We start from the raw sequence: 21,316 nt of genomic DNA, 5'->3' as shown, positions 1-21,316 counted from the left end.
TTAATCCCCAAGTATAAACATAACTAACCCAAGATAACAGATAAATATGGCTAAGTTTAGCCAAGAAAGCTTTAGATTAGTATATTTTAATATAACTTTAGGAGTAATTAGGTTCGTCAACACGGTTAATATAATTGCTATTACAACAAATAATAGCAGTGGTGAGAACAGTAAACCATCAAAAGTAAGTACTGGCATATTTGACTCCTTAGTACTAAGTAATTACTTAGTAATAATAACAATTTTTTAATAACTATTACTAGACTTTAACTATTTTATGATACAATGTATCGCAAAATGATACAATAATAGTTTGCTAATTTAATAGCAAAAAAGTTATTATTTAAGCATAAAGTTGGCAAACTTAGAGAATTAGCTGGTTTTATATGAGCAAAGATAAAAAAATCCAAGTAATTACTAGAGCTGTAAATGTACTAAAAAGTATAAGTAATGAGCCAGGTGGTATGAGTCTAGGTGATATTGCCAAACAGGTTGATTTACCACGCTCTACAGTACAAAGAATAGTTGCTGCTTTGGAAGCAGAAGGCTTCACAAGAAGTGAGGGTGCTGGAAAAATCTTACTTGGATCAGAAGTATTTAGATTAGCTTCATCATCATATGCAGATATTGTATCTTTGACACAAAGTTTACTGAGAAAGTTGAGTGAAAAAACCCGTGAAACAGTTGTGTTAACACAATCAGATAGAGCTGATCTTATTGTGGTACATCGTTTTATTGCTAATAGAGAGTTACAAGTAATCCCAAGAATAGGAGTTCTTGAAAAGCCTATTTATAATACAGCTCCAGGTAGGGCATTACTAGCTTTGTATTCAGATGATGAAATTATTGAAATATTAGGAGAAGAAATTTCTGCTAATAAAGAATTGTTTACAAAATTGGCAAAGATAAGAGTTAATGGTACAGAATTTGATTGTGGTAAGACTATAGAGGGTATTGTCAGTATAGCAATAGCGGTAAATACTTTCTTAGGAAGTTTTGGAGTTTCTATACTAATACCACAGTATCGTTATGATGAAAATAAAGATTTCTATCTTAATGAACTCTTAAAAGTAAAAGCGCAAATTTTAGCTGAAATTGGTGTTAAAGGTTCTAAAAGCTATTAAGTTATTTTAACTAATTTAAATACTAATTATATAAAAAAAACAGCTTATTTAATATTAAAGCTTTGCATTGAAAGCTAAAGCTTAATAAGTTTTTGGCATTAATTATATTTTTCATTCAAATATTAGCAATTTTCTAGAGTAACTTTCTAACTCTTTAGAGAATATTTTTATTTAAGATATTTATCAAGACACTTAAATACAAGTTCCAAATTATTTTTGGTTTAAAATTTTTCTCCACCATGCTTAGCACCATCAATAATTACTAATTCAACTTTGTCTTTTCCAATAACTTAAACTAATTTTTTATAGAATTTATACTTGGATATGCAGCATGGCATTATTAATACTACCATGCTCTATAAAAAAAGGAGGAGTGTCTTTATTTATATATGTTTCTGGGTTAGCTATTTTGATTTTTTTGTGGCTATTACCTATATTACTGCCAATATATAAGCTCTCAGGTGAATCATCTTGTGAATGAATTGACTTACTAAATCAGACTATCTAAATTCATAATCTATTTTACTAAAATCTATAGATCCAAACTAGTAAACATAAGCCTATACATTTGCCGATATTCTTTGTTGCCTAAACTTAAATCATCTAGCTTAGTTATTTTGTTTCCAGATGTAGCAAGAAAGGGCTGCTAAATTAGTGCCAGCAGAATCTACTTAAACAGCTATAGCATTTGGATTTATTTTATTTATTAATATTTGCTTTAACAAATCTAATTGCTGCTTTGATATCTTGGCTTTGAGCTAGAAATTTTGACTCATTAGCTAAGCTATAATTTACTGAAACTACATATTTAATGCCTTCAAGCATAGGTTTTAGTTGATAGTCCTCCTTATCTCCACCTATAATGCTCCTGTATAGCCTATTATAACAGGCTAGGGTTTAGCAAAATTTTTACCATTAGGTAAATAAATATCTAGCTTTTGTGCATCTGATATTGAAGCATAAGGTATATTTGGATATTTGTTTTTAATCTAAGAGGTATTAGTTAAACTAGATCCACTGTTATCAGTAAGTATTTGATGCTGATTATTAGCTTTATACTTTATGTAAATATTCAGGTATTATCAATAGTGTTATTGTTATTTTAAAACATTTTTGAATTACCTCACAATAAAATATTTATATATCATATTAAAATAGCTACACTAAAATATTTGTAATATTTATAGCTTTGTTGTAGTATAAAAAATTGATAGTTAAACTCTATATGAGAGAATTGGCAGAGATTAAAAAGTCATTTAGTAATTAGAGTAAAACCAAATACAAATATATGTCTACTAATGATTGGAAAAAAGCACTCAAAGAATCTTTCTATTCACCTATAGAATTATTAGAGTTTTTGCAGCTAGATAGTGATCAAGCTAAAGTTTCATTAAATATAACTAGGAAGTTTAAGATGATTGTGCCTAGGTCTTTTGCTGATAGAATGCAAAAAGGGAACATTAATGATCCTCTTTTAAAACAAGTTTTGCCGACTGTCGATGAAGAAGTTATAGATCAAGCCTATAGCAGTGATCCGCTTGAGGAAAAAAACTATAATAAGGTCCCAGGATTATTGTATAAGTATCAAGGTAGGGTTTTATTAATTGGACAAACAAGTTGTGCGGTGCATTGTCGTTATTGTTTTCGCAAAGAGTTTGATTATAAAGGTAATATACCAGGTAGGAAAGATTGGTTAAAAGCTTTTGAATATATAGCAAATGATAAAAGTATAGAGGAAGTTATATTAAGTGGTGGTGATCCTCTATTAAATAATGATGAGGTTTTAGAGTTTTTTATAGAAAATATTCAGCAAATAAATCATATCAAAAGGCTTAGAATTCATTCAAGAATACCTGTAGTACTACCAGAGCGGGTAACTACTAAACTGTTAAAGGCTCTCTCAGAGCATAGGCTAGATACGATACTAGTTATACATGTAAATCACCCAAATGAGCTAGATGATAATGTTAGTGAAGTTTTAAAAAAAATACATAAATCTGGCATAATTATCTTAAATCAAAGTACTCTTTTAAAAGATATAAATGATGATGCTAATGTATTATATACTTTAAGTACAAAACTAATAAAAGCTAAGGTAATTCCATACTATATACATTCATTAGATACTGTATCGGGAACTAGGCATTATAGTGTTGATAATGCTAAAGATATTATGAAAAAGCTTTCAGAAATTTGTTCAGGATTTATGGTTCCAGTATTAACCAAAGAAATCCCTGGCTATCCATCTAAGAAGTGGCTATCTTTTCATGAGTAAAATCTCAAAATTTACTATAAGTTTTAATACTTATAGCAATAACATAATCAAATTAAATATAATAAATTCATAAATTATTATTTTCTATTAAAATTCAAGCAGATGGCAAAAGCTTGCTACTGACATAGTTTTTAAACAAGCGAAGTAGTTAGCTAAAGAACTTTTGAAAGAGCAGCTGTTTAGCTTTTGTATCTGTTATATATTAATATAACTTGGATTTTTATCTTAGAAATTTGACTACATTTAAAAATTAATATTGAAAAATGTTTAGACATAAAAAAATAGTATTTCTAAGGGTTTTAAAGATGGCTGAGGGAAAAGTGCCTCCTATAAAATTCAAATTTTAGTCATTCAAATCTAAAATAGTTTTCTAATGTAGTAATAACAATTACTTTAAGCTATAAAATTAATTCTCAATAAGTATTGAAAATTTCATAATAATTTTATACTTCTAGTTTAGCTAAAACATCCCATTATATATTTTTCCTCTAAGATCAGTACTTTTCTTTCTAGCTTCATTCAAGTTAATAAGTGAACATGATCCTATGCAAACTATCAATTAATAGTGTAACTTAAGTGCCATGTTTTATTACCGTTACTTCTTAAATATAGTCCTAAACTGTCAATTATTCTTTGCTCTTTACCTGAATTTTATCTTTTTGATTTTATTTTGTAAATATAACATTGATGGTTCCATAGTTTGTTTATCATATCCGAGGATACCATTTATTCCAGAATCTTACTATATGTGGCTGTATGAAGCTAGAATATTATTTACATCTAAAAACCTTTGCTTTACAGTGTTTAGCTAACTTTGTTGGAAATGAATGAAAAAAAAGTGGTACTCGCAACTGGATTCGAACCGGTGACCCCTACCATGTCAAGGTAGTACTCTAACCAACTGAGCTATGCGAGTATGTAAGTCAATATTATAATTTCATATGCTCTAAAATCAATAGTTTTTTAGATAATTTGCTTAATTTTAATTCATATGATTAATTAAATGATTTACAATATTTCTTAATATTTAAGTATCTACTATATAATTTATGAACGTTACTAAGTTTAAGAAGCTCCTTAGTACTGGCTATTGGAGTGATTTTTATATTTATCCTTTAGCTGCTATAGTTTTTTTTATCTATGGTTCTAAATTACTTAATTTTAACCTAAAAATTATACCGATATGGTTTTTAGTTGGTATTGTTCTTGGTTCATTTATTGAATATTTTATTCATAGAGTTATTTTTCATCACTGTCCTGTATTTAAAGAACTACACCAATTACATCATGATAAACCCATTGAGCTTATAGGAAATCCTACTTATGTGTCTTTACAGGTATATATAATTTGTGTTTTTTTACCGTTATGTTTTATATTAAATCTAGCGTATGCTAGTGTTATCTTTAGTGCATTTTTATTAGACTTACTTTTTTATTTTATAATTCATCATACTACACATCATGTTAGATCTAAGAAAGGTTCAATATTACATTGGTACAAAAGATACCATGCAATCCATCATAGGAATCCTAATGTGAATTTTTCGGTAGCTTTTCCCATCTGGGATATAGTTTTTCAGACTAAAGAAAAACAAAAAGATTAACTTCTAATACTAATTGTTATTTATATCAATTAAATTATATCATGTTAAAACATATTCTATAATTTATGTTTTTATACAAAAAATACATTTTTCGTTAGCTGTGCCAAAGGTATATAGCTACTACTCAAAGATGAGCTATACAATTAGGGTATATCTTTACAAGAAAAACTTGCTGGAGTAGAATTTGTAGGCTATATCGAAGACACTTATAAGGTTTGTATATATTCTTTATTTAGCTAGTCAAGTTATGCTAAAAGTAGCTTACCGATAAGTTACAAATCAACAAGATTTTATATAACTTTATATAATCTATAAACTGGATGGATTACTTTGATGTTGATAAAACTTTTAATAATTATAATTTCTGGTAAGCATTATGATTTTAACAATACAATGTTTGTCTCTCAAAAAAACAAAGATGCTATTGTTGATCAGTTGATAAATTTACAAATATGTGTCCTAATATAGATACATCAAACTCTAATAATGTCATTAAACTTCACTGACACAAACAGTTTGTAAATGTATTTTTATGCTTAAATATTGATAGCTTACACAAACGCAATTATTGCTAATTTTAAGGACAAGCTCCTTGAAAGAATCATTAGTCTATGATACTGATCAAATCATAGGTTAGAATAGCTAAAAAACAGCAACTGATATTAATCGATCCAATGTGTGGCTTGGGACTATTCTTATTGAAAACTATCACTCCGGTGTTGCTTAATAAGGAATTTAAAAATCAGATACATAAAATTCTTTATATCAAGTATGAAAATATCCATACACGAGTATGCCAGCGCCAAAAGGGTAAATATCAGTATCAAAAATAAAAATAAATTTCATATTATTAGCGAATTGGTATTAAGTTTTATGTCAATTTTGATTATTATTTAGATATAGGTATTTTCTTAGATCACCGTAAAATTAGACAACTAGTTGCAAAAGTTGCAAAAACAAAACTTTATTAAACTTGTTTAGCTATACCTGCACAGCTAGTGTTCATGATGCTTTGAAAGGTGCTAAAACTACAAGTGTAGATATGTCTAATACTGTATCTTAATAGGTAAGAATAATTTTACTATAAACAATATCGATGCTAAAAAAACATAATTTATCTAAATAGATTGTATAAGTTGGTTAAAAACCAATAAAGATAAATTTGAGGTGATATTTTTAGATCAACCAACTTTCTCAAATTCTAAGTGCATGGATTATTTTAGACATTCAAAGAGATCATGAGTTGCTGATAAATTTAGCTATGGATTTGCTTAAGAAAGCTAGTGTACTTTATTTCTCAAACAATTATAGACGGCTTTAAGATTGTTACCATAGATATAAGAAAAATTTAATTGCGAAAATATTAATAAAATCTGTTTATAGCGTGATTTCTTATCTAATAAAAATATTCATAATTGTTGGAAAATTAAATATAAATTCTCTTAAAATCTGGTATTTTAAAGTCTGTAATATTTTAGCTAAGCTAGTCTATCTGTGATAAAATTTGCATAGCAACAAAAAAATATAATTAATTAAATGGGACGATTTCAACAAAATCTAATGTATGCTGTTATCTTAGTAGTACTTTTTGCAGTCTACGTGTATTTTTTTACTTCTAACAATGAAGCTGAAACAAAAGGAGTTTATCTACCTAAATACAGTGCTGAATTGCCACCAACAGATCCAAGTCAAGTCAGAGTCTATAACTTACAATATCAAAATGATACACAAGGAAATATTGGCCAAGTTAGAACATCAACTCATGTCAGTAATGAAGAAGATTTTCAAAAACTTTGTTATAAAGATCTTAAAGAAGCTATAAAACTAGCAGCACAACATGGTGCTCATGAGATCAAATATATTTGTCTCTATCCGGAAGGGCAAATCAATGAGTTAAGTAGTGTTCAATTACGTGGATACACTTTTAGAGATTAAGTAAATGAAAAAACTAAATATAATTTTTGCTGGAACACCTGATATTTCAGCGCAAGTTCTAAAAGATTTATATCAATCACAACATAATCTCCAAGCTGTACTTACACAACCAGATAGAGCAAAAGGTCGTGGTAAAAAAGTACAGTTCTCACCTGTTAAAGAAGTTGCACTAGCAAATGATACGCCAGTGTTTCAACCATTATCTTTAAAAAAAAATCATAAAGTGCTCAAGCAAATTAAAGAGCTAAAACCAGATGTAATAGTTGTAATAGCTTATGGAATTATTGTTCCACAAGAGTTTTTAGATATACCAAAATATCTATGCTTAAATATTCATGTATCGCTACTACCTAAATGGCGTGGAGCTGCACCTATTCAAAGAGCTATCCAAGCTGGGGATACAAAGACAGGTGTCTGTATAATACAAATGGATACTGGGCTTGATACTGGAGATATTCTAAATACTTTAGAAATTGAAATACAAGATACAGATACTTCTCAAACATTACATGATAAATTTGCTAAATTATCAATTAAGCTATTACTTGAAACACTAGAAAAGATTGAAACAATTAAACCACAACCACAACAAGGCGAGCCTAGTTATGCTCATAAGATTACTAAGCAAGATGGATTAATTGATTTTAAAAAATCAGCGTGGCAAATTAGTTGTCATATTAGAGCATTTACACCATGGCCTGCAGCATTTTTTATCTTAGATGAAGAGTCAGTAAAAATTGGTGGTTTTGAGATACTTGAGCAATATGTTGATGACAAACAAGCAGGTACAATTGTAGATATTAGTAAAAATGGCTTTGATATTGCGACAAGTGACAAAATTATAAGATTTAAACAACTAAAATTTCCTAACAAAAAAATGCTTAATATTGTAGATATTTTAAATGGTAAAGATTTAGATAAATATATTGGATACAAACTAGGATAATTAAATAATGAAAATTGGATTTATAATAGATAATTTAAACTCTTTTAATATCTCAAAAGATAGCACTTATATGATGCTACAGGCAGCTCAAGATAAAGGCTGGGAGATTTATACCTTTTATCTTAATGATTTATCAATAATTAATGGTAAACTAAAAGGTGATGCACTTAGGATAAAAATTTATAAAGCAAAACAATCTTGGTATGAGATTTTATCACAACGTCATGATTTTTCATTATTAGATTTAGATTGTATATTTATGCGTAAAGATCCACCATTTAATATGGAATATATTTATGTAACTTATATGCTTGATTTAGCCAAAAAAAATGATGTTTTAGTGGTCAATAATCCTCAAGCACTTAGAGATTTTAACGAAAAAATAGCTATTACAAATTATCCTAAATTTGCACCTTGTACTTTGATCACCAGAAACTATAAACAGATTAATGAGTTTTATACAAAGCATAAAGATATCATTGTCAAACCTCTAGATGGTATGGGTGGTAGTTCTATCTTTAGAATTAAAGGTAGTGATAAAAACAAAAATGTAATACTAGAAACAATTACACAGCATCAAAGCCGTTATATAATGGTTCAAGATTACCAAAAAGCTATCAAAGACGGTGATAAGAGAATTCTCATAGTTAATGGTGAACCAATTAAGTATCTCTTAGCTAGAGTTCCTAGTAATAGCGATAATCGTGGTAATCTTGCAGCTGGGGCTACAGCAGAGGTTAGAGAACTTCAAGATAGCGACTATAAGATAGCCAAAAAGGTTGCCAAAAAGCTCAAAAAAAAAGGAGTGATGTTTGCTGGCATTGATGTAATTGGTGATAAATTAACTGAAGTTAATATTACTAGTCCTACTGGTATCCAAGAGATATACAAAGCTACAAAAATAAATGCTGCTAGTTTATTAATGCAAGCAGTTGAGAAAAAAATAAATAAGATGAGACAGGAATACAAAAATGGAGAATAAATTAAACTCTCAAAGTTTATTCGTAGAGGCACAACAATATATACCAGGTGGAGTAAACTCTCCAGTTAGAGCGTTTAAAAGTGTTGGTCAAGACTTCCCAAGGTTTATAAAGTCTGCAAAAGGCGCTTATCTATATGATGTTGATTGGAACAAGTATATAGACTATATCGGATCATGGGGACCAATGATTCTAGGTCATGGAGATGATGATGTCCTAGCAGCAATACAGTGTCAACTTAAAAATGGTCTAAGCTATGGAGCACCTTGTAAGCAAGAAGTTGAGCTTGCTAAAAAGATAATTGAGCTTATGCCAAATATTGAGCAAGTAAGGTTTGTAAACTCTGGTACAGAGGCAACTATGAGTGCGATTAGAGTTGCAAGAGCATATACTAGCAGAAACAAGATTATTAAATTTGAAGGATGCTATCATGGTCATGCTGATGAGTTCCTTGTAGCGGCTGGTTCTAGCGCGCTATCTTTGGGTCAACCAAATTCTCCAGGAGTGCCTGAAGATGTAGTCAAAGATACTTTAGTAGCTAGTTTTAATGATATTGAGTCTATCCAAGCTCTTTTTGAAAAATATAAAGATGAAATTGCTTGTATTATCGTTGAGCCTATAGCTGGTAATATGAATATGATTTTCCCACGAGATGATTTCTTAGCTAAGCTTAGAACTATTTGTGATGAAAATAATAGTTTACTTATATTTGATGAGGTTATGACTGGCTTTAGAGTTGCTTTAGGTGGTGTTCAGAGTATTTATAATGTTAAACCAGATTTGACAACTTTGGGTAAAGTGATTGGTGGCGGTATGCCAGTAGGGGCTTTTGGTGGGCGTAAGGAGATTATGCAAAAAGTTTCTCCAGCTGGACCAGTATACCAAGCAGGTACACTGTCTGGAAACCCTATTGCAATGGCAGCAGGAATCAAAACTTTAGAAAAAATCTCACAACAAGGTTTCTTTGATGAACTAGGAGCTAAAGCACAAAAGTTAGTTGATGGTTTAAATGAGGCAGCTAAAGCCTATGATTTTAACTTTCATGCGAAATGCTTAGGTGGAATGTTTGGTTTATTTTTCTGTAGTGACAAAGTCGCAGTAAATACATTTGTAGATTTAGGCAAAACAAATCTTAAAATATTTAATAAATTCTTTGCATATATGCTTGATAATGGTGTATATCTAGCCCCATCAGCTTATGAAGCAGGTTTTATCTCGATAGCTCATAGTGACGAAGATATCAAAAAAACTATTTTTCTTGCTAAAGATTTCTTTCAAGAGAATTCATGACTAAATAAATACTATAAATAATAAAATTAAAGATATTTTATTTGTTATAATGTTGTTGTAGTTGTTTTTTGTTTGTATGGTGTGCCAAATTTTTACGTTCATAGTGAAACTATATACTCTGAAGTAGCAATATAAATGCTAGCAAACCATAATTTTATATTCCCTATGTTGATGGCATAATATTTTTTCATAAACTGTCATTAGTATATTGGATTACTTATATATTTATGAGTATTTTTAGTGAGAATAATTGAGGAGCAAGATTAGTAAATCCAATATTACTAGGTATATCTTTGGTATTGACCCATATTCACCGTAAGAAAAATATTAGAATGTCGTCAAACTGCATTATATATCTATAGAATATAAGTTTAAGTACGGTTTTATTCCTATTTATTGGTAGGTATTTAAATATCGACTTAGCAATAGCAGTATTTATAAATATTACTATTAAGCTATTGGGTTTAGTCTTAAGTATGACGACAACTACAAAAAAAAAGTACATATTGGCTTATTTTAGCATTTATTTTTGCAGGTTTAGTAGTTATTCAAAGGGTTAATTGAAATAGTTTTTCCAATCGGTTATAGTTAGCTTATATGCTATGACCAGGCAGTACAAACAACTGTTTGATATTATAGCTTTATTTAGGTTTAATAATTAGTTGCCGTTATATCTTTATCATGGACTTTTGCAGTTGAACAATATCATCCTAATTTTGCATATTACTATATAGTCGTACAGTAAATACTTAGATATTTTCTAATGAACAAAATAGAGAAGTTTCTAAGGTTATTTATTTTTTGGCTATTATTGGAGCTTTATTTCCATGGACTTTATTTTTGCCCAAAATTCTTAAGGAATTTTTCTCCAAACAAGTGCTTAAAAGTTGTAAACAAAATTCAGATAAATGGTTTTTAGTTATTTGGCCAGCTTTTATATTTATATTTTTGTGTATTTCTAAGTCTTTACTGTTTGTATATTTAGCTCCATTAATATTACCATTATCCATAATTGTAGCTATTCATTTTTTAAAAATATTGATCTACAACAATTCAGTAAGTTAGAAATTGCTCTAATAGTGGTTTTGATTGCGATTAAATCATTTAGATAAAAAGCTATTTTCAGTTAAATAGTAGTATATTTTTGAGTAATGATGATTGTGTTGCGAATTTTAGTTATGTATTAGGAGATTATTTTGATAAAAGTTCTAAATATAAAACAGCTCAGAAAATATCTAAAATATATCAAAAATATCATGATGCAACCAAAAGTATTTGAGAGTAATCCTGTTTAAATGATATTATTTTCTATAGTAAACGCAATGTAGTTATTATTAACGGTGAAGGTAAGTTAGATGATGTTAGATAATTTCCTAAGTCAAGTGTAAAAAAGTATCTAATGAAATTTGATAAATTTGTCAAATACTGGAATAAATCTAATCAATTAAATATCCTTGTGGTAAAAGATAAATCTAAAGATGTATAGTTCTTTGGCTTTTAATGATTATAAAAAAAGTAAACTCACCCAAATAAGTTTTATGTCTTATCTAGTTAAGAAGGTGTAACTATATTTGCTAACGAAGATGTGAAGATCTAGTTTTAAATTATCATGTTCTAGCTGTTCTATTGAGATATTACAAATATCTGCAAAAGTATAGTTTTCTAACCTAGTTATAAAATCATTACTAGCTTGGTTTAATATAAATTTGAGTTTACTGTTTGGTATTAATGTGCATGTAGATGTATCTTTATTAAAGCATTCTACAAAATATTCAATAGGTTCTAGTTATTTTACAATCTTTGATAACTTTATGCTATAAGTAGTTTGAGAAATTGATACTTCACCAAATCTGCCTTTATATGATTTTATATATTTTAAACTATATAGTTAATTTATAATTTTTGTAGCATGATTAACTTAATATCTAAAATTTCAACAAGATCTTTAGTTTTATATTTTTGATTAGGATTTGATCCTAATAATATTATTAATATCCTTAGTGAGTAATCAGTAAAAGAAGTTAGATTCATATAAAATTTTCTTGAAAAGATATATCCAAAGTATAAGATAAAGTTGTATAAATTAATAATATACATATATGATATATAATCATAATTTCAAGTTTGGAGGTCAATTAATATTAAACAAAAAAAATATGATACAATAAAACAACAATTCCTATATTAAATTAACAAAGCATTTTTACAAAAAAATATTGAAAATCTTAAAGTACTAGGTAACACAATAGAGCTAATAGCTCAAAAACATACATCACTATAAATTCAAGATGAACATTATACAATTGTTGGAACTAATTCGATAGAGTCAATTAAGGAGGTATTGAATTTATCTGATAGTCACGATGTAGTTATAACTTGAACAGAAGCTTATAATTTATTTGCAGAGGTTTTTATTAATCGTGAAAAGAGTATATGTAAAGAAAACTTATAACATTATGATTGGGATAATTTCAAAGAATTTGAAATAGTCAAAAAAGAGCATGAAAGCATAAGTGCATGCTCTTTTTAGCTAAAAAATAATTCTTTTAATAAATTTGATTTTAAACCTGGTCAATATATAACAGTAAGACTTTCATATAATGGAGCAACAACTATGAGAAATTATAGTATTTCATCTGCTACATATGAAGATTACCTAAGTAATAACCGTAAAGAAAGAAGAGCAAGGTTGTGTATTTCAATATTTATTTGATGCGGTTAAAGTCGTTGATAAAATTGAAGTAGCTCCTCCATTAGAAACTAAATAGGAATCTAGACAAACCATTATTTTTAATTTCAGCCGGTATTAGCATTACACCTCTAATGAGTATGCTGTCTGCTATCATAACTAAAAACAAACAATCAAAGAAAAATACTTTTTGTTTGTGGTAAAAAAAGTAGAAAAGAACATTCTTTTGCTGATTTATTAGAAAAGTTAACAAAAGAAAATTCAAGGCTAGAGACTATTTTTTTATATGAAAATATTGCAGTAACTAATGCAAATCAAGGATTAGTTTGATTAGACACGGTTTAGTTCGTGAGTATATTAAAGATGATAAAATTAATTCACAATACTTTTTCTGTGGTTCAAAAGTTTATGCTTTCTATGCATGAAAAAATTTTTTAAAACGGAATTAATGGAAAAGATATCTATTTTGATTTTTTTTGGCTCAAAAGTATCTTAAATCTCTAAATTTTAACAGGCAGTTTTCCTATTATTTTTTTATCATCAAAAATATTTTCTAATGCAGCTTGGATATTAACTTTTAGTGATGTCTTTGTATAATTGGTTTGATCCATAGAGGTCGAGCCATATATACAAATATAATTTTTTATATTATCAATATAGTTGATATCATAAGGAGTAATTGCCGCGATATTTATAGTTTGCTTTGGCTTTATAGAAGTTAGATAACTATATTTATAACTATACTCACGCAAATTTGCTGAAACTAGTAAAATTACATCAGCATTTTTAATGCTATTTTCAATATTTTCATTATTAATATTTTCGCAGGTAATATTGGCATTTGAGCTATTATTTATTACTACTTTTTGTAATTCATTACAAAAGCCTGCTAAACGTTGATTGTCTGTATCGATAATTAAGATATTTTGTAGCTTGCTAAGTTTACATGGAATAATTCCTGAATTTTTAACTACAGTTGTACTTTGTTTAGCTATATCTAAAGCTATTTTTTGATGTTCACAAGAGTTAACTATTTGATCTGCTAGCTTAAGCTGCTCTTTCTTTGATATTTTAAATATCAAATTTTGCTCAAGTTTATGTTGTTTTTTAAAGCTGATAATATTGTCATAAGCCTTATCAACTGCTCTAGCAAATTTAACATTTTTAGCATATTCTTTTTTTAGCTCGCTAAAAAGATCTTCTAATATATAAATATCTTTTTCTGACCATACCCGAACTGGCATAAGTACAATATCTACACCTGCCAATATTGCTAATTTTGTTGCTTCAATAGTGCCAAAATGTTTAGTAATAGCATGCATATCCATAGCATCTGATATTACTAGCCCATCAAACCCTATTTGTTGTTTTAGAAGTTCTGTAATTATTTTATAAGATAGCGTAGCTGGCACATAAATATTTTTACCAGTTGATATTGATTTGTACTGAGTGTCATCTATGACTGGTACACTTATATGTGCGGTCATAACCATACTACAGATATTAGTAAGTTTTCTAAAAGGTAATAACTCTGTAGTTTCTAAACTATTAAGATTCTTAGATAAGATTACATTATCTAAATGACTATCTGTCGAGGTATCACCATGACCAGGGAAATGTTTAACACAATCTATAATTTTAGCATCATGGTAACCAGCTATAGCATTTCTCGCATACTTAGTAACTACTTCTGAATTATCAGAGTATGATCTTACGCCAATAATTGGATTATTTTTGTTTGAATTAATATCGACAGCAGGTGCAAAGTTGATATTTATACCCAAAGAATATAATTCATCTCCAATTAACTTAGCCATGGTGTAAGAATTATTAGGATTATTAGTTGCTGCTAATGCCATATTACCGCAACCACTAGTACCTTGTTGAAGACGATTTACTTGGCCACCTTCTTGATCAGTAGCGAAAAATAGAGGTATAGCATTGTTTGCTTGTAACTCTCTCAATAAAGAGATGGTTTGTTGGTTATCTTGTATATTTTCTCTAAAAAGAATAAATCCACCTAAATTATAATCTTTAAAAATTCTATTGATTGTTTGATTTGTTTTTACAAATGGGATAGGTTGTTTAGTTGAATCTTCACTCCAATAGCGAAAATCCATCATAATTAGTTGACCTAATTTTTTTATGATATTTGAGTTTGTAGACATCTATAGTTTTAAAATAGAATTAACATGAGAGTAATATAGCACAGAAGAGTTAGATTTGTTTACATTCCCCAGTTGTGACTAACTAAAATTTTCTGACCTGTTAAAGCATTTGTTTTAAATCCTGCTAAAATAAGATAGCGATATTAGTAATATCTTGAACTGTTGTAAACTTACCATCAACAGTACCACCAAGCATAATACTTCTTACAACTTTTTCTTCAGAAATATTTAGCTCTTTAGCTTGCTCTGGAATTTGCTTTTATATTAGTAGAGTTAATACAAAGCCTGGACAAATATAGGTTTGATGAAATATTATATTCCGTACTTCTTTGGCAAGCGCTTGAACAAAACCTAGTTAAGAGTGTTTTGCAGCAATATAAGCTGCCTTATTTTTTGATGCTAAACCGAATTAACGAATTAACCACAATAACTCTTCCACCAGTTTTTAGTTCAATCATATGTCTCATAGCTGCTTGAGTTACTAAATAAGTACCTTATGATATCAAACAATTTTCTCCACGCTGAAACACTAAAGTCAACAATAGGTGAGATTATCTGAATACCTGTGTTATTAATAACTGTATTAATACGCCCAATTTTTTTGACAGTTTCATCTACTCTTGATTTTACTTGCTCTTCATTTGTGAAATACATTTGTTTTGTCTTATTAGTAATGAATCTTCCTTATTATGGTAATAGTAATTATTTCTTACTATTCTTTGTATAAGCTAACAGGAACAAATTTTAGTTGGGTTGCAGTATATTGGTTTAATGCAATAGTTATGTTTTTATTGGTATTATTTATTATCTTAATTAAATTTCCAGAAGTTGAGTTAAAAGAAAATGAAAAGCTAGAAGGTTTCTCTACGATATTAAGTCTTTTAAAAATAAAGTTGTAATGAAATATACTTTTAGCGATATTTGCATATGTTGGTCAAGAACAAGTAATTAGTGTTTAGATTTCTAAGTTCTTGAATTACTATCATAGCTTCAATACCGAAACGGTATGGTTAATAAGTAGCACTATTTCTGATTATGTAGTGTGTATTTTGTATTTTTAGGTATATAAAAATATTTTTAAAATATTTCTAATTTTATAGTTAATATCTTTATCTTTAGCATTGTTTGGGTCAGATATTATGGCTTTAGTATTCTTCCTTGTTTGTGGTTTTCTGACATCAATCAATGTATGGTGGTGTTTTATCGTTGGGCATGAATTCTTTAAAGTCTCACCATGGAACAGTATCTAGAATATTGTACCGGAATAATTGGTGGAGCTATAGTGTCATTAATTGTAGGTAATATAGGAAATATTTTAGGTTTAAAAAGTTGGTATGTGTTTTGTTTATCTAACTATAATATTTATCTTATATGTTGCTATGACAGCAAATCCATTAGTTGGTAATAAAACAATAAAATTAAAAGATTTATTTATTAAATAAGCGAAATAACATGATTAAAAAATTTAAGTTAAGAATAATATAATAATAGGTGTCGATATTGATGATACTAAAGTAAATGTTGGTAGATTACAAGGTAATAGTCTACTAGATTGTTTTTGAGTAAAATCCATGTAAATGCAGAACATAATGCCAAATTAAGTTATAGATGTAGTAAAACAAACAATAGCAAAAGAGTAAAGTGCCTGTTTTTATAGATAATGATGCAAAGTTTTACTATTGGACAAAAAAAGTCTATAACGTTTACTATAGATTCTAAAGTTATAATAATAGCTTGGTCAGTAAGGTAATATTTTGAAACAACAATGTGGGATGAGATTAAAACACTTGCCTTTATTCAATCTGCTAAAAAAAATCAAAATAGAATTGTCAGAGACTAAAGGAGATTTCCAAGTTTTTGGTGTTGCTTTTTATTTAGATAGATATAGCAATTTGTAAATTTTATTAAAAGAGTAAGATTAAATGAATAAAACTCAGCAACAAATATAATTTTAGATGATAAAAAATATGTAAGTGGTGAGGATATTGTCCAAAAGTTAGGTATATCTAGAGAAGCTATTTCAAAAAATATCAAAGCACTTAAAGACAACTATCAAATAACATTATCATCTAACTTAAGAGTTGATTATCTAGAAGAAAAATTAGATCTAGTAAAAATAGATGATTTAGCTAAGGCTTTTAAAAACGTAAACTATTTTTTTACTCTGTAGATTAAACATCAAAATACGTAATTGGAAACCAAAATAATTTTATGATAATACGATTTTATCTTAGAATTTCAAACATATGGTTTTGTACGTTTAAATCAAAAATAGATTTTGCCATTTAGTAAGAATATTTACTGTAATTTACTTGAGGTGGTTGAACTAGACATATCAAAGTTAAATGTATTATCTTTAGTTGTTACGATGAGTATAGTTAAAACACTAAAAAGACTTGATTAAAATGCTAAATTAAAATGGCCAAATGATATTTTATCAATGATAAAAAATAGCTGGAGTAATTATAAATATCTCAGCAGAGGTATTATAGGTTTTGGTATAAATGTCAATATGCAACATAATCAAGAAATTTATAAAAACTGGACTTCAATAAAGCTAGAATCTCAAAAATATGCTAATAGGACTAATTTACTCATACAACTAATAAAAGCTATCAAAGAAGATTTAACTATCTTTACTAACTATGGTTTTTGTTATTTTAAATAAGAGTTTGAAAAATTAATTATCTAAAAAAAATAAACAGTTTTCATTAAAGTTAGCCGATAAAAACTTTGATAATTACAAATATCTAGGTTTATCTCAGAGTGGAGAGATAATTGTTGATTATCAACAAGGAAGTCACTCATTTTCGTCAGGAGATACTAGCATATTAGCTAATTCTATAAAATTTAAATAGTCAGTATTTTGCGCTATTTTTGCACTACATTTATGCTTTGATAACTCTTCTATGGTTTTTATTTGCTCATCAATAAATTCAATGTTCTGAGTACTACAATTAGCTATCCAAGCTACTAGTCTGATATTGTGTCTATTAAGCTCATTAATTGTCAGTAACGTATGATTAATACAACCAACTTTGATAGCTGATACAAGTATTACTGGTATTTGAAGTGCCTTTATCAAATCAAGTTGAGTTAGTTGATTTGAATATGGAGTTAGTAGCCCACCAACAGCCTCAATAAGGATAATATCTAGATCGTTATTATATCTATCCTCGATAAACTGTTTAAGCTTTGTAATAGAAATATCTGTTCCCATTTTTGTTGCGATTATGTGAGGAGCAACAGCTTGTTCAAATGATATTAAGTTTATTTTCTGTGCTGAAAATTTATTATCATAAGCTTTTAAGATATTTTCTACATCTTCACAAAGGTTTGAAAATTGACTTTTACCAGACGCTACAGGTTTTAAACAAAGTGATTTGATATACTGTGACTCATAGGCTTTTATAAGCTTAGTTGAGATATAAGTTTTGCCTACTTCTGTATCTGTACCAATAATAAAAAATTTTTTCATAAATTACTACTCTTTAAAACAGATAAATATTCCGACATGATAGCTAAGGTTAAACTGATTTGGATTTAAGCAGAGTTTTTTTATACTTTTATAATTCTGTTTATTTTTATCACCAATATAAGTATTAACACCAGTAGATTTTAAATGTTTGGCTAACTCGCGAAAATTGTTAAAATTAATATCTAAATATAAATCTTGTTGATACAAACATTTTAGCTTAGCATTTTTGATAAAATCTAAAATATCATTAATATTATGCATTCTGTTTATTCTCAAAATATCTTTTATTTGATGGAAGTTATTATCAAGAACAGTGCTAAATGCGAGAATGGCACGATTGTTTAATTTGCCTGAGATATTTTTAATTAGTAGCTTAAGATTTTGGCTCCATTGAAATGACATATTTGAAAAGACTAAGTCATAATTATCACTAATAAGTTCTAAATCTTTATCAAAATTAAGCTTAAAAGTATTGATGTTATCGATATTAGCTGATCTTTTAGGTAATACGATATCACAAACATCAATTTTAGTAGCGCAAAAAATTTTACTTAACTCTAATGGTTCAGAAAAATCACGTACACCCAAATTTAGAATTGTATTGGTATGGTTATAATTAACTAACTTTGAGTGATTAATTGTTTGTGCTAAAAGTAACTGGCGAACTTGATTTTGGATCGTAGAATTTTTAGAGTATTCACAAGCTTTTGAAAAGTTACTTTTAACTTTATCGTATATATCCATGATGAACCTCTTTTGAGATAATTTCTAAAGCTTGTTGAATCTCATCAAAAGTATTACTACTATGAAGTGAAAATCTTAATATTGCTTGATTTTTAGGAACAGTAGGGTATCTAAAACAAGATACTACTATTTTCTTTTGATAGAGTTTATTTTTTAGCTGCATTACTAAATTAGCATCATTTATAGATATGCTTCTAATAGCAGAGAAATCTTTAGATACTAGTTTAAGATTTTTCGCATCACATAATTTGTTAAAAAAATCGACATTCTGGTAGAGTTTAGTTCTATTAACATCAGCATTAGCTAGATTTTTTAATTGTAAAATTGCTGCTTTTAACATTAGTGGTGGTAATGCCGTGGTATAAATATAGTTACGAGCAAATTGGATTAGATAGTTATAGATTCTCTGAGTAGTACAGACTACAGCACCAACTCCACCAAATGCTTTACCTAAGGGAAAAACACTAATAGGACAGTTTTTATAACTTAGTTGATATTTATTAATAGCACCTCTACCATTTTTACCTAAAATACCAAAGCTATGTGCTTCATCAACTATTAGTTTATCAGTAGTAATTTTTATTAGTTTATCTAATTGAGTAATTGTACCTGAGGTGCTAAAAACTCCCTCTGTAGTTATAAAACTTTTATCATCATAAATATCTTTTAACTGATTTAATTTCTGATGTTGATATCTTTTAAGTTTTGCTTGTGAAAGTTTGATACCATCAATAATAGAAGCATGGATATATTTATCTGCAAATATTGTGTCATATTTACTAAACAATGTTGAATAGATAGCTAAGTTTGCCATAAAACCTGAACTAAAAAATATAGCTCTAGGATAGTTAACAAAATTTGCAAACTCTTGCTCAAATTGTTGGGTCTCATCGGTATAGCCGCAGACTATATTAGATCCTTTACTACCGAAACCATATTTATCAAATCCAGTGATTATTGCTTCTTTTAGATTATTAGCTGCAGATAAGTTAAGGTAATCACTAGTTGTAAAATCTATAATAGAGTCATCTTTTACAAAAGTAGTTAACTCTCTTAATAAATTATCTTTTTGATATTGGATATATTTATCTTGTAAATTTAGCATAATTCAGTACTAGATTCTAAGCCAAGTTTAGCTAATAAAAAGTTATCAGAATTAATGGTAGCATTATTTTCTGTTAGCAGTTTATTACCATAAAATATTGAGTTGATACCGGCAAGAAAGCATAGAGTTTGAGTTTCCATAGACATATTTTCTCTACCAGCTGATAACCTTAAGCGTGCTTGCGGAAAAAGTATTCTTGTAGTTGCAATAAATCTTACTAATTCAAAGCTGTCAATTTGAGCTTCAGTGTATCTATCTCCTAGAGGAGTTCCTCTGACAGGTATTAAGGTATTTATAGGAATACTTTTAGGTGGTGAAGGTAGTTGTAATAACTCTAGCAATAAATTAAATCTATCATCTAAAGATTCACCCATGCCTAAAATGCCACCACAACAGACATTTATATCAGCGTTGGCAACATTTCTTATAGTTTCAATTCTTTCATCAAATTTGCGTGTGGTAATTATTTCAGGATAAAAGTCTCTTGAAGTATCAAGGTTATGATTATAATAATCTAGTCCTGCTTGCTTTAGCTTGGTTGCCTCATCAGCGTTGATACTTCCGAGAGTTACACATGTTTCTAAACCAAGTTTCTTTACTTCGCTAATAATCTCTGCAATCTTATCAAAATCTTTTTTAGGAACATTTTTCCAAGCTGCACCCATACAAAATCTTTTTGAACCACTATTTTTAGCTTGTCTTGCTTCAGCTAGAATAGTTTCAATATCAAGCAGCTTATGCTTCTCAACATTAGTATTATAATGACCACTTTGAGGGCAATATTTACAATCTTCAGGACATGCTCCAGTTTTTATACTCTTTAATGAACAAAGTTCTATATCATTGCCAAAATTTTTATTATGGATTTCTAAAGCTTTTAGAATAAGCTCTGTTAATGGTCTAGTATAAATTTCTTTGATTTTCTGTAAACTCATTTTTATATTTTTAGATGTATTTTTATAGTTGTAAAGTATTCTA

At 28.3% G+C, this 21,316-nt stretch carries 18 protein-coding genes, 1 tRNA gene and 5 pseudogenes; 14 read left to right on the top strand and 10 right to left on the bottom strand.

Annotation, left to right across the window (positions count from 1 at the left end; translation table 11 throughout):
* Nucleotides 1–198, bottom strand: a complete 198-nt coding sequence (locus FSC845_RS06280) for a DUF1656 domain-containing protein (RefSeq protein ID WP_064461167.1) — start codon at nucleotides 196–198, stop codon at nucleotides 1–3.
* A 188-nt stretch (nucleotides 199–386) separates the two neighbouring features.
* Between FSC845_RS06280 and FSC845_RS06275 the strand changes: the two genes are divergently transcribed.
* Nucleotides 387–1,124, top strand: a complete 738-nt coding sequence (locus FSC845_RS06275; protein ID WP_064461166.1) for an IclR family transcriptional regulator — start codon at nucleotides 387–389, stop codon at nucleotides 1,122–1,124.
* 221 nt (nucleotides 1,125–1,345) lie between these two features.
* Here the strand turns inward: FSC845_RS06275 and FSC845_RS06270 are convergent.
* A pseudogene (locus FSC845_RS06270) lies at nucleotides 1,346–2,200 on the bottom strand (alpha/beta hydrolase fold domain-containing protein).
* 212 nt (nucleotides 2,201–2,412) lie between these two features.
* Between FSC845_RS06270 and epmB the strand changes: the two are divergent.
* The gene (gene epmB / locus FSC845_RS06265; RefSeq protein ID WP_064461165.1) at nucleotides 2,413–3,399 is read left to right on the top strand and encodes an EF-P beta-lysylation protein EpmB; all 987 of its coding nucleotides are present in this window, start codon (nucleotides 2,413–2,415) and stop codon (nucleotides 3,397–3,399) included.
* Between the two features lie 839 nt (nucleotides 3,400–4,238).
* On the opposite strand, the gene FSC845_RS06260 is transcribed toward epmB, so the two are convergent.
* Nucleotides 4,239–4,315 (bottom strand) — tRNA-Val (locus FSC845_RS06260).
* A gap of 133 nt (nucleotides 4,316–4,448) precedes the next feature.
* Between FSC845_RS06260 and FSC845_RS06255 the strand changes: the two genes are divergently transcribed.
* The 7 genes and pseudogenes from FSC845_RS06255 to hemL all read left to right on the top strand — a co-directional run bounded on the left by FSC845_RS06255 (nucleotide 4,449) and on the right by hemL (nucleotide 10,154).
* A complete protein-coding gene (locus FSC845_RS06255; RefSeq protein WP_064461164.1) occupies nucleotides 4,449–5,003 on the top strand; it encodes a sterol desaturase family protein in 555 nt (184 codons plus the stop codon).
* Nucleotides 5,004–5,336: 333 nt separating this feature from the next.
* A complete protein-coding gene (locus tag FSC845_RS10190; protein WP_407637667.1) occupies nucleotides 5,337–5,471 on the top strand; it encodes a hypothetical protein in 135 nt (44 codons plus the stop codon).
* Nucleotides 5,472–5,746: 275 nt separating this feature from the next.
* Nucleotides 5,747–6,386, top strand: a pseudogene (locus tag FSC845_RS10185) (class I SAM-dependent methyltransferase); the annotation flags it as partial.
* Between the two features lie 153 nt (nucleotides 6,387–6,539).
* Nucleotides 6,540–6,938, top strand: a complete 399-nt coding sequence (gene fvfA / locus FSC845_RS06245) for a Francisella virulence factor A (RefSeq protein ID WP_064461163.1) — start codon at nucleotides 6,540–6,542, stop codon at nucleotides 6,936–6,938.
* A 4-nt stretch (nucleotides 6,939–6,942) separates the two neighbouring features.
* A complete protein-coding gene (gene fmt, locus FSC845_RS06240; protein ID WP_064461162.1) occupies nucleotides 6,943–7,884 on the top strand; it encodes a methionyl-tRNA formyltransferase in 942 nt (313 codons plus the stop codon).
* Between the two features lie 7 nt (nucleotides 7,885–7,891).
* Nucleotides 7,892–8,866 (top strand): glutathione synthase, encoded by a 975-nt coding sequence (gene gshB, locus FSC845_RS06235; RefSeq protein WP_064461161.1) that lies wholly within the window; start codon nucleotides 7,892–7,894, stop codon nucleotides 8,864–8,866.
* Nucleotides 8,856–10,154: a glutamate-1-semialdehyde 2,1-aminomutase gene (hemL, locus tag FSC845_RS06230; protein ID WP_064461160.1), complete on the top strand. Its 1,299-nt coding sequence runs from the start codon at nucleotides 8,856–8,858 to the stop codon at nucleotides 10,152–10,154. The genes gshB and hemL overlap by 11 nt, the downstream gene beginning before the upstream one ends.
* 794 nt (nucleotides 10,155–10,948) lie before the next feature.
* On the opposite strand, the gene FSC845_RS07910 is transcribed toward hemL, so the two are convergent.
* Entirely contained in the window at nucleotides 10,949–11,164 is a 216-nt protein-coding gene (locus FSC845_RS07910) for a hypothetical protein (protein WP_064461159.1), read from the bottom strand.
* 1,550 nt (nucleotides 11,165–12,714) lie between these two features.
* On the opposite strand from FSC845_RS07910, the pseudogene FSC845_RS10180 reads away from it, so the two are divergent.
* Nucleotides 12,715–12,867 (top strand): annotated as a pseudogene (locus FSC845_RS10180) (hypothetical protein); the annotation flags it as partial.
* A gap of 476 nt (nucleotides 12,868–13,343) precedes the next feature.
* Here FSC845_RS10180 and FSC845_RS06215 read toward each other — a convergent pair.
* Together FSC845_RS06215 and FSC845_RS09140 are read right to left on the bottom strand one after the other, a co-directional pair.
* Nucleotides 13,344–15,011, bottom strand: coding sequence for a glycoside hydrolase family 3 protein (locus FSC845_RS06215; RefSeq protein ID WP_064461158.1), 1,668 nt, complete (start codon nucleotides 15,009–15,011; stop codon nucleotides 13,344–13,346).
* 450 nt (nucleotides 15,012–15,461) lie between these two features.
* Nucleotides 15,462–15,665: an SDR family NAD(P)-dependent oxidoreductase gene (locus FSC845_RS09140; RefSeq protein ID WP_227806589.1), complete on the bottom strand. Its 204-nt coding sequence runs from the start codon at nucleotides 15,663–15,665 to the stop codon at nucleotides 15,462–15,464.
* Nucleotides 15,666–15,675: 10 nt separating this feature from the next.
* Here FSC845_RS09140 and FSC845_RS10175 point away from each other — a divergent pair.
* The 4 genes and pseudogenes from FSC845_RS10175 to FSC845_RS09130 all read left to right on the top strand — a co-directional run.
* Nucleotides 15,676–15,967, top strand: a pseudogene (locus FSC845_RS10175) (MFS transporter); the annotation flags it as partial.
* Between the two features lie 108 nt (nucleotides 15,968–16,075).
* Nucleotides 16,076–16,453: pseudogene (locus FSC845_RS10170) on the top strand (MFS transporter); the annotation flags it as partial.
* Nucleotides 16,454–16,956: 503 nt separating this feature from the next.
* On the top strand, nucleotides 16,957–17,181 hold the full coding sequence (locus FSC845_RS09135; RefSeq protein ID WP_322786754.1) for an HTH domain-containing protein: 225 nt from the start codon (nucleotides 16,957–16,959) through the stop codon (nucleotides 17,179–17,181).
* A 270-nt stretch (nucleotides 17,182–17,451) separates the two neighbouring features.
* Nucleotides 17,452–17,679, top strand: coding sequence for a hypothetical protein (locus FSC845_RS09130; protein WP_227806588.1), 228 nt, complete (start codon nucleotides 17,452–17,454; stop codon nucleotides 17,677–17,679).
* 132 nt (nucleotides 17,680–17,811) lie between these two features.
* Here the strand turns inward: FSC845_RS09130 and bioD are convergent, their stop codons facing one another.
* Genes bioD through bioB form a run of 4 tightly spaced genes read right to left on the bottom strand, consistent with a single transcriptional unit; the run spans nucleotide 17,812 to nucleotide 21,273 of the window.
* Nucleotides 17,812–18,489 carry a dethiobiotin synthase gene (gene bioD, locus FSC845_RS06195; protein WP_064461157.1) on the bottom strand — a complete coding sequence of 226 codons (678 nt, stop codon included), beginning with the start codon at nucleotides 18,487–18,489 and terminating at the stop codon, nucleotides 17,812–17,814.
* Between the two features lie 6 nt (nucleotides 18,490–18,495).
* Nucleotides 18,496–19,233, bottom strand: a complete 738-nt coding sequence (locus tag FSC845_RS06190; RefSeq protein ID WP_064461156.1) for a methyltransferase domain-containing protein — start codon at nucleotides 19,231–19,233, stop codon at nucleotides 18,496–18,498.
* Nucleotides 19,217–20,338, bottom strand: coding sequence for an aminotransferase class I/II-fold pyridoxal phosphate-dependent enzyme (locus FSC845_RS06185; protein WP_064461155.1), 1,122 nt, complete (start codon nucleotides 20,336–20,338; stop codon nucleotides 19,217–19,219). The genes FSC845_RS06190 and FSC845_RS06185 overlap by 17 nt, the downstream gene beginning before the upstream one ends.
* Nucleotides 20,332–21,273: a biotin synthase BioB gene (gene bioB / locus FSC845_RS06180; RefSeq protein ID WP_064461748.1), complete on the bottom strand. Its 942-nt coding sequence runs from the start codon at nucleotides 21,271–21,273 to the stop codon at nucleotides 20,332–20,334. Before bioB ends, FSC845_RS06185 begins: the two co-directional genes overlap by 7 nt.
* Between the last annotated feature and the right edge of the window lie 43 nt (nucleotides 21,274–21,316).

This window comes from Francisella persica ATCC VR-331 (assembly GCF_001653955.1).
Classification (GTDB): Bacteria; Pseudomonadota; Gammaproteobacteria; order Francisellales; family Francisellaceae; genus Francisella; species Francisella persica.
Note: the sequence above shows the minus strand (reverse complement) of the source record. Positions and strands in the feature narration are given on the sequence as shown.

Bases quoted from the DNA above. Each gene is read 5' to 3' on its own strand.
- FSC845_RS06280 (WP_064461167.1), bottom strand. From the start codon at position 198: ATGCCAGTACTTACTTTTGATGGTTTACTGTTCTCACCACTGCTATTA.
- FSC845_RS06275 (WP_064461166.1), top strand. From the start codon at position 387: ATGAGCAAAGATAAAAAAATCCAAGTAATTACTAGAGCTGTAAATGTA.
- epmB (WP_064461165.1), top strand. From the start codon at position 2,413: ATGTCTACTAATGATTGGAAAAAAGCACTCAAAGAATCTTTCTATTCA.
- FSC845_RS06255 (WP_064461164.1), top strand. From the start codon at position 4,449: ATGAACGTTACTAAGTTTAAGAAGCTCCTTAGTACTGGCTATTGGAGT.
- FSC845_RS10190 (WP_407637667.1), top strand. From the start codon at position 5,337: ATGTTGATAAAACTTTTAATAATTATAATTTCTGGTAAGCATTATGAT.
- fvfA (WP_064461163.1), top strand. From the start codon at position 6,540: ATGGGACGATTTCAACAAAATCTAATGTATGCTGTTATCTTAGTAGTA.
- fmt (WP_064461162.1), top strand. From the start codon at position 6,943: ATGAAAAAACTAAATATAATTTTTGCTGGAACACCTGATATTTCAGCG.
- gshB (WP_064461161.1), top strand. From the start codon at position 7,892: ATGAAAATTGGATTTATAATAGATAATTTAAACTCTTTTAATATCTCA.
- hemL (WP_064461160.1), top strand. From the start codon at position 8,856: ATGGAGAATAAATTAAACTCTCAAAGTTTATTCGTAGAGGCACAACAA.
- FSC845_RS07910 (WP_064461159.1), bottom strand. From the start codon at position 11,164: ATGGATAATGGTAATATTAATGGAGCTAAATATACAAACAGTAAAGAC.
- FSC845_RS06215 (WP_064461158.1), bottom strand. From the start codon at position 15,011: ATGTCTACAAACTCAAATATCATAAAAAAATTAGGTCAACTAATTATG.
- FSC845_RS09140 (WP_227806589.1), bottom strand. From the start codon at position 15,665: ATGTATTTCACAAATGAAGAGCAAGTAAAATCAAGAGTAGATGAAACT.
- FSC845_RS09130 (WP_227806588.1), top strand. From the start codon at position 17,452: ATGATAAAAAATAGCTGGAGTAATTATAAATATCTCAGCAGAGGTATT.
- bioD (WP_064461157.1), bottom strand. From the start codon at position 18,489: ATGAAAAAATTTTTTATTATTGGTACAGATACAGAAGTAGGCAAAACT.
- FSC845_RS06190 (WP_064461156.1), bottom strand. From the start codon at position 19,233: ATGGATATATACGATAAAGTTAAAAGTAACTTTTCAAAAGCTTGTGAA.
- FSC845_RS06185 (WP_064461155.1), bottom strand. From the start codon at position 20,338: ATGCTAAATTTACAAGATAAATATATCCAATATCAAAAAGATAATTTA.
- bioB (WP_064461748.1), bottom strand. From the start codon at position 21,273: ATGAGTTTACAGAAAATCAAAGAAATTTATACTAGACCATTAACAGAG.